Here is a 14,560-nt window from a genome sequence, read left to right as displayed (position 1 = left end):
GGTGCAATGCACACGTCGGCATCACCACTGATTGACGGATATCGACTCGCTCCAGTAAGATTTATAATATTGACCAGTATCTTATCATAACATCAGTCGATATTTTGAACTTCTAAGTGACGGCAAAGCTCCACAACCGGGTATAAAGAGCGATTCGCCCAAAATCAGCCCCAAAATTGGACTAGATTTCCAAAATTGCCCATAATCTGTCGCCTTTGCGACATAAAGGCAAAATTTTGTGCAGGACGAGTTCATTATTTAGTCAGTTCATGACGCGACTATTACAGCCGGCTGGGAAATTGTGTGTTGCGCTGCAGCATTTTTTTGGTATCGTGCGCTAAACCATCCGTTCAACGTATGGAGTTTACGCATGAGGGACGTAGCCAAGCCGGCCGACGCGGATTTTTCGCAGGCCGGCGTCGATTTTCCGCCGCCGATCGGCGGCCTGCTCAAACGCAGCTTCGATATTGCCGGTTCGCTGATCGGCCTGATCGCTCTCAGCCCGCTGTTCGTGATGATAGCGCTGCTTGTCAGGTTTTCCGATGGCGGGCCGATTTTCTATGGTCATAGCCGGATCGGCCGCGGAGGACGGATTTTTCCGTGCCTCAAGTTCCGCACTATGGTTCCAGACGGCGAGCGGGTGCTTGCTGCCTATCTCGCCGCGAATCCGGAGGCCAACGCCGAATGGATAGCGACCCGCAAGTTGAAGAACGACCCGCGGATCACGCGCGTCGGAGCGGTGCTGAGGAAGCTCAGCCTCGATGAGTTGCCGCAGATCATCAACATCCTGCAGGGGGATATGAGCCTGGTTGGGCCTCGTCCCGTGGTACGCGATGAGTTGGAGATCTATGGCAATTCGGCCGTCTATTACCTGAAATCGCGCCCCGGCCTGACCGGGCTCTGGCAGGTTAGCGGACGCAACGATGTTTCCTACGACAGCCGCGTCGCGTTCGATCGACACTATGTCGAGAACTGGTCGATGTTCGAAGACATTCGCATCATCATCAAGACCGTACCTGCGGTCTGGATGTCGCGAGGCTGCTACTGACGGCCGCTTGCTGGCCGTGCATCGAGGAGCGACTGTCCAGAATTCGAGCCCGGAACTCAGGCCCCGGGACTCAGGCATCGGGACTCAGGCATCGGGCGGGGCAAACCAGATCGGAAACGCTCAGTTGAAAGCAGATATAATCGATATCTTTTGCACCGGCATTCTCTCCAGACGCATGCGGCGAGTACGACTTTTGACGACTTGCCTCACGCTGGCGACCGGCCTGTCGCTGGCCCTGCCGCAGTTTGCCTTCGCCGATGACTATCGGCTTGGAGCACAAGACAAGCTAACCATCCGCGTAGCGGAATGGCAGACCGTCGAAGGCACGTTCCGTGACTGGTCGGCCATCAATGGAGAATACACGGTCGGGCCGGCAGGAACCTTGTCGGTGCCGTTCGTCGGCGAGATGCCCGCATCCGGCAAGACGACCTCGGAGATCGCGGCATCGCTCGGCGAGGCGCTACAGCGTAAGCTCGCCCTGGCTGACAAGCCCGAGGCCTCCGTCGAAATGGCGCAGTACCGGCCGTTCTATATTTCTGGCGAGGTGCAATCGCCCGGACAGTATCCTTGCGTGCCTGGGCTGACGGTGCTGAAAGCGATGAGCATTGCCGGCGGAACGCGGCGGAACTCGGAGAGCGGGCAGCGCTACGACCGCGACCTGATCAATGCCAAGGGCAATTTCGACGTACTTCAAGACCAACAGGTCAGGCTGATCGTCAAGCGCGCCCGCATCGAAGCGGAACTGGCGAACAAACCGTCATTCGAAGTGCCGAAAGAAGTGGCCGACGATCCGAAGCTGCCCAGCATCGTTGCCGATGAGACGGCGATCCTGGCGGCCGACCAGAAGAAACTCAACCTACGCTTGCAGGCGCTCGACGACTTGAAGGCGCTGCTGCAGAGCGAGATCGATTCGCTGCAGAAAAAGATCGTCAACCAGCAGAAGCAGGTCGATCTGGCGAAGGAGCAGCTCAACGGTATCGGCTCGCTGGCGCAAAAAGGCCTGGTCGTCAACACCCGGGTTTTGAATTCCCAGCAAACCATCGCCGACCTCGAAGGCCAGATACTGGATTACGAAACGGCGATTCTCACGGCCAAGCAGTCGATCAGCAAGGCCACTCAGGACGCTATCGATCTGGAGAACACCCAGAACTCCACCCTCGCGACCGACCGGCAACAGACGGAAGCCGACCTCAACGAAGCGACGCTGAAGCTGAATATGGAAAAAGGCTTGATGACCGAAGCCCTGTCGGGCAACCCCATGCCGCAATTCTATGGCAACAACGAACCAGCCGCCATGTCGTTTTCCCTGGTGCGGGTGGTCGACGGCAAGACCAGCGAAATCACCGCCGACGAAGACACGCCGGTGCTGCCCGGGGACGTGATCAAGGTCAAACCGGCGCCCCTGGCCATCCAGTAGCTTCTTTCCACCGGAGCGAAGCACCCACCTCGCAGGCGGCGGCCTGCGGGGTTTTGGGCTTCGTATTTTATGGATCAGAAAACAAGGCGGCCTTTGGGCGACGAACAGCCCGGATCGGCCCGCTCTAGCCTCGCACGGCGTCCGGTTCCTCGAGATGGTTCGCGGCGCTCCACCGGGAACGGGCGACGGACGGCACCTTCACCAGCTTGAAGTAGCTGTAATACAGCAGGAACGATCCCATGATGTAGGGATTGAGGGTCTCGACCTCGACGAAGGAGCGGATGAACAAAAGCACCATGACGCCTGCGAGAATCACAGACTCGGCTTGCCATGTCCTGAATATCAGCGCCGAGACGTGCCCCCAGAGCGTGCGCAGGATGATCAGCGACAGCAGTGTCGCTCCGACGAAGCCGAGTTCCACCAAGGTCTCGATGTAGGTGTTGTGGAAGTGGAAGCCGCTTCGGGCGGCGATGTAGAATTCATTCCACAGCCGCTCGGCCTCGGAGAAGCCCTGCACCCAATACGCCGCGTAGCCGACGCCGAGGATGGGCGATTGCTGCGCGGCATTCCAGCCCTGCTGCCAGAGGTAGGTTCGTCCGGTGAGCGTCGAATCCTTGCCGAAGAGGCCAAGGACAAAGTCCATTAGCCCGAGATTCAGCGCAATCACGGTGCAGGCGACCAGCCCGCCTGCACCGATCACGAAAATAACCCGGCGATGGCGGAGCGAAAGCAGCTTGCCCATGGAAAGCAGCGCGACCAGGGCGAGAACCGCCGGGGTCGATGCCATCGAAGTGGCCGAATGCGACACGACCAGCAGATAGCCCGACAGAAGGACGATTGGTACAATCAACAAAAAACCTATGCGGCCGCGCCTGAGAAAGGCCAGGTAGGCAACGCAGAAATAGATGCCAAGCGATGCGACAAAGCCGATCTGGTTCTTGGAGCTGAAAGCGCCGACGAAATTGTATGTCCCGTCGAGAACGTCGTAGGAATAACTCGCGACCTTGAGCGAGTAGAGCAGGACGACGAAAATCCCTATTAGGGCGCCTATGGTCAAGGTCCGGACGCTGACCGTGCGCGCGGCAATGTAGGCGCATGCGATATGGGAACAATATTGCACGGCCGTCCTTGCCGTGGTGCCGGGAGCTGCCGACCAGAACACCGAGAAGCAGACATAGGCTGCAAACGCCAGCGGAAGCCAGGCGCTGGAAGCGTGCCTTAATATTTTCCGGTAGTCGACCAGGATGAGCGGCAGCCAGACTGCATAATAGGCCAGGATCATGGTCTGGCCGAAAATGGTCGAGTAGGAGAACGCCCAGATCGAGACTGCAACGGCAAAGCTGCCATAGACCGTGTTCTTGTCCGGATCGATCAACAGAGATTTTGGAATCTTCATCTCGGTATCGGTTTTCCGCCCTTGCAGCTCAATGCCGATTTCATGGGCCGCTCATGGGTCGATTCATTGGATCGATGGGAGCCTCGCCTGCAGGCGCTCGCATTGTGCAGTGCAATATAGCGCATCCGGCGCTGCATGTCACCCGGATGACAAACTGGGCGAAGTCGTTCCTGCAGTTCTCCCATGCCGGACGAGACGATTTGGCCAGGAGGCAGTGCCGTTCAATTGCCTGGTGCTGGCCCATCACGAAGCTGTTCGGAGGCTGCAAGTCCGCGCTTGAACTTGTCCGCCGTTGACTTCACATTCGCCGCCGATTGGGAGGAAGACCACATGCCGATGAGTTTCGCGGGACGATTTGCCGGACGATCTGCTGTTATCACCGGCGGCGCCTCAGGCATCGGCCTTGCCGTCGCGCAAAGGATCACTAAGGAAGGCGGGCGTGTTTCGGTCTGGGATCGCGATGCCGCCCAGATGGAGCAGGCCAAGGCCATTGTTCCAGGCCTGCACAGCGTCACCTTAGACGTCGCCGACCCCATAGCGGTCGAAGCCGCCGCCCGAGAGACGATCGAAGCGATTGGCGCAGTCGATGTCCTTGTCACCAGCGCTGCCATCACCGGACCGAACATGACGACCTGGGAGTATTCCGTAGAGGATTGGCGCCGGGTCATCGACATCAACATCAACGGCGTCTTCTTCTGCAACAAAGCGCTGGTCCCGCATATGCTCGAACGCAATTACGGCAGGATCGTCAACATCGCCTCGATTGCCGGCAAGGAAGGAAACCCGAACGCCTCGGCCTACAGCACCTCCAAGGCCGCGGTGATCGGCATGACCAAATCGCTCGGCAAGGAACTGGCCAAGACCAGGGTAACGGTGAACTGCGTCACGCCGGCGGCCGTGCGCACCGCGATCTTCCAGCAGATGAGCCAGCAGCACATCGACTTCATGCTGTCCAAAATACCAATGGCGCGGTTCGGCGAGGTCGAGGAGGTGGCGGCGCTGATTTGCTGGATCGCGTCCGAGGAATGCTCGTTCACGACGGCGGCCGTCTTCGACGTCTCCGGCGGCCGGGCGACCTACTGAGGCCGGCCGGACGCAAACCGCCCGACCGGATCGCGGCGCCTCAGTCGTGAAGCTGCCGCGAGATCGGCGGGCCGATCGAAAAGTCGCTGAATGTGACCTCGAAGCCCTCGCGCTGCGGCGAGCAGCACATCATGCCGACATCGACCGTTTTCGACGGCGGGAAATAGGCAAGCCGCACCGGCTTCCAATGTTTGTCGGTCGCGTCCAGATACTGGACACGGATCGTCTCGGCATGACGCGTCAAGCGGATCCTGACGCCGTCCGGGTCGGCCGGAATATTGGCCAGCGACCAGTCGGAGGCATCGTTGGTGACGACGACGGAAAAATACATCAGCCCGTCGGTGTATTCGATGCCGGCCTTGATCCAATGGGTCTCGCTCAGGCGGACCATAAGCCCGGCTTGGTCGTAAAGCACCTCATAGTGCCCCTTGGCCGTGACTTCGGCGCTGAAATCGCCCTCGACCTCACGATAGAGGAAATGGCCATTGTCACGCCAGAAGCCGTAGAACGTCTCTCGCCAGAAGTCGGTCTCCTTGCCGGTCCGCACATGCACCGTATTGTCGCCGAACTCGTGGTGCGGCGGCGGATTGAGCCAGGTCAGGTCCGTATTTTCAGATGCCATCGATTTGCTCGCCTGCCTGGCTGGTCCCGGATGAGTGCCGCCGTGATCAGCCAGCGAATGTATAGGCGGTCTTCACGGTGGTGTAGAACTCCGCGGCGTAGCGGCCCTGCTCGCGTGGGCCATAGCTCGACCCCTTGCGCCCGCCGAAGGGCACGTGGAAGTCGACGCCCGCCGTCGGCAGGTTGACCATGACCATGCCGGCTTCCGAATTGCGCTTGAAATGCGTGGCATGCTTGAGGCTCGAGGTGCAGATGCCGGACGTCAGCCCGAACGGCGTGTCGTTGGCCACCGCCAGCGCCTCATCATAATTCTTGACGCGGATGACGTTAGCGACAGGTCCGAAAATCTCCTCACGGGAAATGCGCATGGCGTTGGTGGTTTCGGTGAACAGCGCCGGTTGCAAATAGAAGCCGCGGGTTTCGCGATCGAGCCGCTCACCGCCGAAAGCGAGATCGGCACCTTCCTGACGTCCGATGGCGATATAGTCCTCGTCCTGTTTGAGCTGGCTCTGGTCGACCACCGGCCCGATCTGGGTCTTGGCATCGAGAGCGTCGCCGATGACCAGCTTGCCCAGGCGATCTTTCATCGCCTCGACGAAGCGGTCATGGATGCCGTCCGTCACCACCAGGCGGGACGACGCCGTGCAGCGCTGGCCGGTCGAGAAGTAGGCGCCGTTGACCGCGCAGTCGACGGCGACGGCAAGGTCGGCATCATCGAGCACGACAAGCGGGTTCTTGCCGCCCATTTCGAGCTGGAACTTGCGCATGTGCTCGACGCTGGCGGCGGCCACGCGCTTGCCGGTGCCGACCGAGCCGGTGAAGGTGATGGCGTTGAGATCAGGGCTGTCGAGCATGGCCTGGCCGACCACCGAACCTTTGCCCATCACCAGGTTGAGCACGCCGTTGGGCAGTCCGGCGCGGTGCAGGATGTCGACAATTGTCCAGGCGCTCTCCGGAACGAGTTCCGCCGGCTTGAAGACGATAGTGTTGCCGTAGGCCAGCGCCGGAGCGATTTTCCAGGCCGGAATGGCGATCGGGAAATTCCACGGCGTGATGATGCCGACGACGCCGACCGCTTCGCGGGTGATCTCGACGCCGACGCCGGGCCGCACGCTTGGCACCAGCTCGCCCGACAGGCGTAGCGTCTCGCCGGCGAAGAAGTCGAATATCTGGGCAGCCCGCACAGTCTCGCCAATGCCCTCGACCAGCGTCTTGCCTTCCTCGCGCGCCAAGGCCCGGCCGATTTCATCTTTCCGCGCGGTGATCTCGTCCGACGCCTTCCTCAGCACCGCGTGGCGTGCCAGCAGGCCCGATCGGGACCATGCCGGAAATGCCGCCTTCGCCGCCGCGATGGCCTGCCGGGCGTGCTCGGCGCCTCCCGATGCATATTCGCCGACCACGTCGTCGAGATTGGACGGGTTGATATTGCGGGAGCCGGCATCGCCCACCCACTCGCCATCGATGAGGTTCTTTCGAAACGGGATCATGTCGCTGTCTTCCTTGTCGTCCTTCGATCGCCGTCTATCTGGACCACCGACCGCCACACCGCAAGGCCGAAAGGCGGGCAAACTTCTCCTCCTCGACAGGCATGTGATAGGGGTCGGGCTGGAAAAGATGATTCCAGTATGGTGCGTCGTGGATCGCACGGGAGGAAAAGTATCAGGTCCGACAACGCGTTGCCGCTGGTGATCAGCGCACCCCATCCACGCACGCTCGACCTGATCTTCACGCCGGCTGCGCTGACGAAATTTCGGTCGAAATACCGCATCGTCGAAACATCGCCCGAAGGTGTCGCGGCGCTGCCGGCCGATATCCTTGGCGAGGCGCGCTACATTGTCGGCCAGCCGCCGATCGCGCCAGAGACACTGGAAAAAATGAAGGCGCTGCGCTGCATCTTCAATGTCGAGAGCAACCTCATCAACAACATGCCATATGAGACGCTGTTTTCGCGCGGCATCCATGTCGTCACCACTGGGCTGGTCTTTGCCGAACCGGTGGCCGAGCTCGGCCTTGCCATGGCGCTCAACCTTGCCCGCGACATCGTCGATGCCGACCTCGCTTTTCGTCAAGGCAAGGAATTGTGGGGCGGCGACGGCAACCGGACGGCGCGGCTTCTTTCCGGCGCGGATGTCGGCATCATCGGCTTCGGCGATCTCGGCCGCGCGCTCAACCGGCTTTTGACGGGTTTTCGCACGCGGACAAAAGTCTTCGACCCGTGGCTGCCGCCGTCGATCCTGATCGAGAACGGCGTTGAGCCGGCCTCGCTCGATGAAGTCCTGTCGAGCAGCGATTTCGTCTTCGTCGTCACTTCGGTGACCAGCGAAAACCAGGGTTTCCTCGGCGCCGAAGCCTTTGCCAGGATGCGCGAGGGATCCGCTTTCATCCTACTCAGCCGGGCTGGCGTGGTCGATTTTCCGGCACTGATGGATGCTGTCCGCAGCGGCCACATCGTCGCCGCCAGTGATGTTTTTCCTGAGGAGCCGCTGGCCCAAGATCACCCGGTCCGCACATTGCCGGGGTTCCTGCGCTCCGCCCACCGGGCCGGCGCACTCGACATCGCTTTCAAGCGGATGGGCGACATGGTGCTGGAAGACATGGACCTGGTCGACCGCGGCCTGCCGCCGATGCGTTCGAAGCGGGCCGAGCGTGAGACCGTTTCGCGAATGCGCTCAAAGCCGGTCGACAAGAATTAAGCCGTCTGTCCCGACGGTCGCACATGCTCAGATCGTGAAGGACCAAAACAGGCAGGCCAGTGTCGCAGCGGCGAAGACGACGAAGAACAGGCTTCTCAACAGGATGTTGCGCCGCAGTTCGTTGATGAAGAGATGGCATCCGACGATGGCTGCGACAAACAGGAACCGCCAGTTCAGCAGTGCCGAGAGCACATCGTGCTGACCGAAAGCAAATCTGGCGGCGAGACATCCAACGATGACCGCGAACAACACGATGACCGTCCAGAAGATTGCATCGGCGGCATGCGTCAGGACGATGCCGGCGAGCCTGATCGGCAGAACCATCATCAGCAGTGCGCTGAGGAAGTAGACCGCCGCGAGCGGAATGAATGCCCCTGCATCGGCGACGTCACTCAAGCGCTTGGCGCCGATCGCGCCATAGGGATAGCCATGCCTGGCCACCGCCAGGCTGAGCGCCATCAGCAAAGCCGTCAGCACGGCCGCAAGCGCGAATGAGGTCAGGGCTTTACTCATGGGGCTCCCGTTCCGAACGAATCGAAGTCAGAACGGTGGTAGCCTATGGTTTGTAAATTGCTAGTAAGCATCATGCAGCGGCGCGGCAGAGTTCCTCGGCGCATTCACTCTGCAGCTTGCAGACGCCGCCCGTCGATAATGGTCTTGATCTCGGCGCGGCAGGAGCCGCAATTGGTGCCGGCGTGAAGGGCGGCGCCGATTGCCGCGACGCTGGTGCAGCCGCCGCGCACCGCTTCCGCGATCTGGTTGGCACCGACCCCGAAACAGGCGCAGACGATGGCGCCGCGGTCGACGCTCTTGCCGCCAGGCCTGCCGGCGACGATCGCCAGCCGCGCCTGCCGATCGGCATGGTCGGCACCCAGTTGTTCGGCCGCCCAGCCGCGCGACACCGCTACCGGGGTAGGCGCAAGATAGAGCGCGCCGACCAGCCGACCGCCCGCGAAACGGGCGAAGCGATGGTGCCCGCCGGCCATGTCGTGATAGGCGAGCGCCTCGCCTTCCGGGCCGAACAGCGCGGCGGCAAACCCGGTCCAGTCGCGGCTGTCCTGCAGCGCAATTTCAAGGCGCCAGCCGGCGGGGCAGCGGGCGAGGCTCCAATAATCGGCGTCGATGGATGCGGGCCGTTCCGCAAGCACCGCGAAGCCGAAGGCCGTGGCGGCGAACCGCTCGATTCGGGCGGCAACGTTCTTTGAAGCCGGCTGGCCTGAAATCGCATCAGTCGTCGGCGCGACCAGGGCATCGACGCGCGCGCGCGCGGAAAACTGATCGGTCCAGTGCATCGGCACGAACACAGAGCCTTGGCGTTGGCGCCCTGTCACCAGCGCGCGGACCACGACCTCGCCATAAGCTGTCGAGACGCGCACAATATCGGCATCGCCGATGCCGTAGTGCTGCGCATCAGCCGGGTGAATTTCGACGAAAGGCTCGGCCATGTGCTGCGACAGGCGCGGGCTCTTGCCGGTTCGCGTCATGGTGTGCCAGTGGTCGCGCACGCGCCCGGTGTTGAGCACCAACGGGTAGTCCAGGCTGGTGCGGGTTTGGGCGGTTGGGCGGATGGCAATAAAGCGTGCCTTGCCGTCGGGTGTGTAGAAATTGCCGTTGGCAAAGAAGCGGGTGCTTTTGTCCTCCGGCTGGCGCCACGCACCCCCCTCTGGCCTGCCGGCCATCTCCCCCTCAGGGGGGGAGATTGGCAGTTTTGCCGGCACCGCCTTTTCAGCAATGGTAACGATTGGCGAAACCGGTGGCGACATCCAATCTCCCCCCTTGAGGGGGAGATGGCCGGCAGGCCAGAGGGGGGTGCCTTGGCTCGGCGCTGGCCATTGGAATGGCGCCAATTTCTCAAAGGTCCCTGAATCAATCGCGCCATACGCGCCTATATCAAAATCGCGCGCGCCGTCATTCTCGAAACCCGACAACGCCGCATGCTCGGCGAAGATGTCGGCCGCCGACACATGCGAAAAAGCTTCGGCAAACCCCATCCGCCTGGCGACTTCAGCGATGATCCACCAATCTGGCCTTGCCTCGCCGGGCGTGGCCAAAAAAGCCCGCTGGCGCGAGATGCGGCGCTCCGAATTGGTGACGGTGCCGTCCTTCTCGCCCCATGCCGCCGCCGGCAGCCGGACCTGAGCATGGCGGACCGTGTCGGTCTCGCCCAGCACGTCCGAGACAACGACAAACGGGCAAGCCTTGATCGCCGCCTCGATGGTATCGGCGTCCGGCATCGAATCGACCGGATTGGTCGCCATGATCCACAGCGCCTTGATGCGTCCGTCGGCCACCGCTTGGAACATCTCGACCGCTTTCAGGCCGGGCTTTTCGACGACGGTCGGCGCGTTCCAGAAGCGCTGCACGCGGTTGCGGTGCTCGGGGTTTTCGATCTCCATGTGGGCGGCCAGCATGTTGGCCATGCCGCCGACCTCGCGGCCGCCCATAGCATTGGGCTGGCCGGTCACCGAAAACGGCCCGGCGCCGGGCTTGCCGATGCGGCCGGTGGCGAGATGGCAGTTGATGATGGCGTTGACCTTGTCGGTGCCCGAAGACGACTGGTTTACGCCCTGGCTGTAGACGGTCACCGTCTTCGCCGTCGCGGCAAACAGGCTGTAGAAGCGGGACAGTTCGTCCTCACTGAGACCCGTGGCAGCCGCGATGCCGGCAAGGTCGAGCGCCGAGGCAGCGAAAAGCGCTTGCCCGAATCCGGTCGTGTGCGCCGTGATATAGGTACGGTCCAGCGCGTTATGCTGGCCGAGATAGGCGAGCAGCCCTGTGAACAAAGCGACGTCGCCATCGGGCGCGATCGCCAGATGCATGTCAGCGATATCCGATGTCATGGTGCGGCGTGGGTCGATCAGCACCACCTTCATCTCGGGCCGCTTTTCCCGGGCAGCGGCAATGCGCTGATAGAGCACCGGATGGCACCAGGCGAGATTGGAGCCGACGAGCACGATCAGGTCGGCAAGTTCCAGATCCTCGTAATTTCCCGGAACCGTGTCCGAGCCAAAGGCGCGGCGGTGGCCGGCGACCGACGAGGCCATGCACAGGCGCGAATTGGTGTCGATATTGGCCGAGCCGACAAACCCCTTCATCAGCTTGTTGGCGACGTAGTAGTCCTCGGTCAGCAACTGGCCGGAAACATAAAAGGCGACCGAATCGGGGCCGTGTTCGGCAATGGTTTGCGAGAAGGTCGAAGCGACTAGATTGAGCGCTTGGTCCCAGTCGGTACGGCGACCGTGGATTTCCGGATGAAGCAGCCTGCCGTCGAGATCGATGGTCTCGGCCAGTGCGGAGCCTTTGGAGCAGAGGCGGCCGAAATTCGCCGGGTGGTCCGGGTCGCCACGAACGGTTATTTCACCGTCCGCGGCGACCTTCGCCAGCACGCCGCAACCCACCCCGCAGTAGGGGCAGGTGGTCCTCACCTCGCGCGCTTCATCAATCTGCATGGTTCACGCCGCGCGGCTGGCCAGCGCTTCCAGCGCAATGAACAGCCGCTCGCCGTCGATCCGCACCGGAATGGTGCGCACCACGCCCTCGTCGGCGCCGAGCGCCTTGCCTGTCTCGAGCGAGATCACCCAATTGTGCAAAGGACAGGTCACCGCCGTGCCATGGACGATGCCCTGGCTGAGTGGCCCACCCTTGTGCGGGCAATGGTCGTCGATGGCGAAGACTTGATCGTCGGCCGTGCGAAAGACGGCGATCTTTCCTTCGGGTGTGGCGACGCAGCGCGCACCGCGACGCGGAATGTCCGAGAGCGTGCCGATGGATACCCAATTCATGTGGCTATTCCTCTTTTGCGCGTGTTCTTGTCCGGAAACCGCATTCCACTTTTCGGGAACACGCGCCTACTCCGCCGCCTGCGCAAAGCCGACCGAAGCCATCGGCCGGAATTCATGCTTGTCCTTGCCGGAAGCACGTTCCGACCACGGGTCGACCTGGGCGAATTTCTGCGAGAAGACGAAGCGCGCGAAATAGGCCTTGCGCTTCTCGCCATCGTCCATGATCTGGCGCTTGATCTCGGCGATGCCGACGCGCTTGGCCCATTTGTAGATACGCTCGAGATAGCGGCCCTGCTCGCGATACATCTGCGTCAACGCCACGATATGCTCCAGCGCCTCGTCCTCGGTCTTGACCAGGCCGAGCACTTCGGTGCCCTTGATGTCGAGCCCGGCGGCGCCGGCGAAATGGATCTCGTAGCCGCTATCGACGCAGATCACGCCGACATCCTTGCAGGTCGCCTCGGCACAGTTTCGCGGACAGCCCGATACCGCCATCTTGACCTTGGCAGGGGTCCACGAGCCCCACATGAATTTTTCGATACGGATGCCCAAACCGGTCGAATCCTGCGTGCCGAAGCGGCACCAGTCGGAACCGACGCAGGTCTTTACGGTGCGCAGCCCCTTGGCATAGGCGTGGCCGGAGACGAAGCCAGCCTGGCCGAGATCGGCCCACACCGCCGGCAGGTCTTCCTTGCGGATGCCGAGCATGTCGATGCGCTGGCCGCCGGTGACCTTGACCATCGGGATCTCGAACTTGTCGACGACGTCGGCGATGGCGCGCAATTCGGCGGCGTTGGTGACGCCGCCCCACATGCGCGGCACCGCCGAATAGGTGCCGTCCTTCTGGATGTTGGCGTGAACGCGCTCGTTGATGAAGCGCGACTGGTAGTCGTCGGCGTATTCGTCGGGCCAGTCGCAGACGAGATAATAGTTTAGCGCCGGCCGGCATTTGGCGCAGCCGCAGGAGGTCTTCCATTCCAACTCCTGCATGACGGCGGGAATGGTCTTCAGGCCCTTGGCCTTGATCAGCCGGCGGACCTCGTCATGACCAAGCGCGGTGCAACTGCACATCGGCTGGACCGCCGCGGGGTTGTATTTGTCGCCGATGGTCAGCACCATCAACTTCTCGACCAGTCCGGTGCACGAGCCGCAGGAGGCAGACGCCTTGGTGTGCGCGCGCACGTCGTCGAGCGAGGTCAGGCCCTTGGCCGTGATCGCGCCGGTGATCTTTCCCTTGCATACGCCGTTGCAACCGCAGATTTCCGCATCATCCGGCAAGGCTGCAACGGCCGCCATAGGGTCCAGGGGGGCGCCTCCCTGGTAGGACTGGCCGAAGATGAGCGTATCGCGCATCTCGGATATATCGGTCTGCTTCTTCTTGAGGTCGTTGAACCAGGCGCCGTCGGCCGTCTCGCCGTAGAGCACTGTGCCGATGATGCGGTCGTCCTTGAGCACCAGGCGCTTGTAGACGCCGGCCGCCGCATCGCGCAGCACGATCTCCTGGCGGTCATCGCCCTCGGCGAAGTCGCCGAGCGAGAACAGTTCGATGCCGGTGACCTTGAGCTTGGTCGGCGTGTCCATGTGGACGAAAGCCGCTGCCTCATTGCCGGCCAGATGGCTGGCGGCGACGCGCGCCATCTCGTAGAGCGGCGCGACCAGCCCGTAGACCTGGCCGTTGACCTCGGCGCATTCGCCGATTGCATAGATGTCGGGATCGTTGCTGCGCATGCCGGCGTCGACGACAATGCCGCGATTGACGGCAATGCCGGCTTCCTTCGCCAGGACCGCGTTCGGCCTGATGCCCACGGCCATGACGACGAGCGTTGCGGGAATGACAGTGCCGTCGGCAAGCTCCACCCGCTCGACCTTGCCGTTGCCGGTGATCGCCTGGGTGTTGGCCTTGGTGATGACCTTGATGCCGCGCTGCTCGACGGCGCGCTGCAGGAGATATCCGGCGGCCGGATCGAGCTGACGCTCCATCAGCGTCGGCATGACATGCAGCACGGTGACGTCCATGCCTTGCGCATTTAAGCCCGCTGCTGCCTCGAGCCCGAGCAGGCCGCCGCCAATGACCACAGCCTTGGCCCGCGACTGGGCGGCAAGCATCATGGCCCGGACGTCGTCCAGATCGCGATACGTGAGCACGCCCGGCAGGTCATGGCCCGGCACCGGAATGATAAACGGCACCGAGCCGGTGGCGATGACGAGTTTGTCAAAGGGCTCGGTCACGCCATGATCGGAGGTGACGGTCTTTGCCTGCCGGTCGATGGCGACGATCTTGTGGCCCTTGTAGAGGGTGATGCCGTGCTTGATGTACCAGCCGTCGCCATGGATGATGATCTCTTCATAGGCCTTTTCGCCCGACAGAACCGGCGACAGCATGATGCGGTCGTAGTTCACGCGCGGCTCGGCGTTGAAGATGGTGACCTGGTAGCGCCCAGGCGCCTTTTCCAGGAGGTGCTCCAGCATGCGCCCGGGGGCCATGCCGTTGCCAATGATAACGAGTTTCTCGGTCATGTC

General features: G+C 62.1%; 11 protein-coding genes. 4 read left to right on the top strand and 7 right to left on the bottom strand.

All coding sequences use genetic code 11. The features are described from left to right. Positions 1-370: 370 nt before the first annotated feature. Both NKJ93_RS24210 and NKJ93_RS24205 read left to right on the top strand, forming a co-directional pair. Positions 371-1,048, top strand: coding sequence for a sugar transferase (locus NKJ93_RS24210; RefSeq protein ID WP_292659405.1), 678 nt, complete (start codon positions 371-373; stop codon positions 1,046-1,048). Positions 1,049-1,223: 175 nt separating this feature from the next. Further along, positions 1,224-2,465 carry a polysaccharide biosynthesis/export family protein gene (locus tag NKJ93_RS24205; RefSeq protein ID WP_156948041.1) on the top strand — a complete coding sequence of 414 codons (1,242 nt, stop codon included), beginning with the start codon at positions 1,224-1,226 and terminating at the stop codon, positions 2,463-2,465. Positions 2,466-2,589: 124 nt separating this feature from the next. On the opposite strand, the gene NKJ93_RS24200 is transcribed toward NKJ93_RS24205, so the two are convergent. Continuing rightward, a complete protein-coding gene (locus tag NKJ93_RS24200) occupies positions 2,590-3,861 on the bottom strand; it encodes an O-antigen ligase family protein (RefSeq protein ID WP_352591594.1) in 1,272 nt (423 codons plus the stop codon). Positions 3,862-4,191: 330 nt separating this feature from the next. Here NKJ93_RS24200 and NKJ93_RS24195 point away from each other — a divergent pair, with 330 nt between their 5' ends. Further along, a complete protein-coding gene (locus NKJ93_RS24195; RefSeq protein ID WP_352591591.1) occupies positions 4,192-4,944 on the top strand; it encodes an SDR family NAD(P)-dependent oxidoreductase in 753 nt (250 codons plus the stop codon). 40 nt (positions 4,945-4,984) lie between these two features. Here NKJ93_RS24195 and NKJ93_RS24190 read toward each other — a convergent pair whose 3' ends face one another. Further along, positions 4,985-5,566 carry a DUF1349 domain-containing protein gene (locus tag NKJ93_RS24190; protein ID WP_352548921.1) on the bottom strand — a complete coding sequence of 194 codons (582 nt, stop codon included), beginning with the start codon at positions 5,564-5,566 and terminating at the stop codon, positions 4,985-4,987. Between the two features lie 46 nt (positions 5,567-5,612). Then, positions 5,613-7,049, bottom strand: coding sequence for an aldehyde dehydrogenase family protein (locus NKJ93_RS24185; protein WP_352591647.1), 1,437 nt, complete (start codon positions 7,047-7,049; stop codon positions 5,613-5,615). Between the two features lie 141 nt (positions 7,050-7,190). Here NKJ93_RS24185 and NKJ93_RS24180 point away from each other — a divergent pair, with 141 nt between their 5' ends. Then, positions 7,191-8,258 carry a hydroxyacid dehydrogenase gene (locus tag NKJ93_RS24180; RefSeq protein ID WP_352591588.1) on the top strand — a complete coding sequence of 356 codons (1,068 nt, stop codon included), beginning with the start codon at positions 7,191-7,193 and terminating at the stop codon, positions 8,256-8,258. Between the two features lie 27 nt (positions 8,259-8,285). Here the strand turns inward: NKJ93_RS24180 and NKJ93_RS24175 are convergent, their stop codons facing one another. The 4 genes from NKJ93_RS24175 to nirB form a co-directional block, all read right to left on the bottom strand. Then, positions 8,286-8,771 (bottom strand): hypothetical protein, encoded by a 486-nt coding sequence (locus tag NKJ93_RS24175; protein WP_023717999.1) that lies wholly within the window; start codon positions 8,769-8,771, stop codon positions 8,286-8,288. Positions 8,772-8,875: 104 nt separating this feature from the next. After that, entirely contained in the window at positions 8,876-11,707 is a 2,832-nt protein-coding gene (locus NKJ93_RS24170; RefSeq protein ID WP_352591585.1) for a nitrate reductase, read from the bottom strand. Positions 11,708-11,710: 3 nt separating this feature from the next. Next, positions 11,711-12,040 (bottom strand): nitrite reductase small subunit NirD, encoded by a 330-nt coding sequence (gene nirD, locus NKJ93_RS24165; RefSeq protein WP_352483963.1) that lies wholly within the window; start codon positions 12,038-12,040, stop codon positions 11,711-11,713. A gap of 66 nt (positions 12,041-12,106) precedes the next feature. Then, positions 12,107-14,557: a nitrite reductase large subunit NirB gene (gene nirB / locus NKJ93_RS24160; RefSeq protein ID WP_352591582.1), complete on the bottom strand. Its 2,451-nt coding sequence runs from the start codon at positions 14,555-14,557 to the stop codon at positions 12,107-12,109. Between the last annotated feature and the right edge of the window lie 3 nt (positions 14,558-14,560).

This window comes from Mesorhizobium sp. M0028 (assembly GCF_040323855.1).
Classification (GTDB): domain Bacteria; phylum Pseudomonadota; class Alphaproteobacteria; order Rhizobiales; family Rhizobiaceae; genus Mesorhizobium.
The sequence above is the reverse complement of the archived record's forward strand: the minus strand, read 5'-3'. Positions and strand labels throughout refer to the sequence as shown.

What these genes read in the sequence shown, in the direction of transcription:
- NKJ93_RS24190 (WP_352548921.1), bottom strand. Translation starts at nt 5,566, where the DNA reads ATGGCATCTGAAAATACGGACCTGACCTGGCTCAATCCGCCGCCGCAC.
- NKJ93_RS24175 (WP_023717999.1), bottom strand. Translation starts at nt 8,771, where the DNA reads ATGAGTAAAGCCCTGACCTCATTCGCGCTTGCGGCCGTGCTGACGGCT.
- NKJ93_RS24200 (WP_352591594.1), bottom strand. Translation starts at nt 3,861, where the DNA reads ATGAAGATTCCAAAATCTCTGTTGATCGATCCGGACAAGAACACGGTC.
- NKJ93_RS24195 (WP_352591591.1), top strand. Translation starts at nt 4,192, where the DNA reads ATGCCGATGAGTTTCGCGGGACGATTTGCCGGACGATCTGCTGTTATC.
- nirB (WP_352591582.1), bottom strand. Translation starts at nt 14,557, where the DNA reads ATGACCGAGAAACTCGTTATCATTGGCAACGGCATGGCCCCCGGGCGC.
- nirD (WP_352483963.1), bottom strand. Translation starts at nt 12,040, where the DNA reads ATGAATTGGGTATCCATCGGCACGCTCTCGGACATTCCGCGTCGCGGT.
- NKJ93_RS24170 (WP_352591585.1), bottom strand. Translation starts at nt 11,707, where the DNA reads ATGCAGATTGATGAAGCGCGCGAGGTGAGGACCACCTGCCCCTACTGC.
- NKJ93_RS24180 (WP_352591588.1), top strand. Translation starts at nt 7,191, where the DNA reads ATGGTGCGTCGTGGATCGCACGGGAGGAAAAGTATCAGGTCCGACAAC.
- NKJ93_RS24210 (WP_292659405.1), top strand. Translation starts at nt 371, where the DNA reads ATGAGGGACGTAGCCAAGCCGGCCGACGCGGATTTTTCGCAGGCCGGC.
- NKJ93_RS24205 (WP_156948041.1), top strand. Translation starts at nt 1,224, where the DNA reads ATGCGGCGAGTACGACTTTTGACGACTTGCCTCACGCTGGCGACCGGC.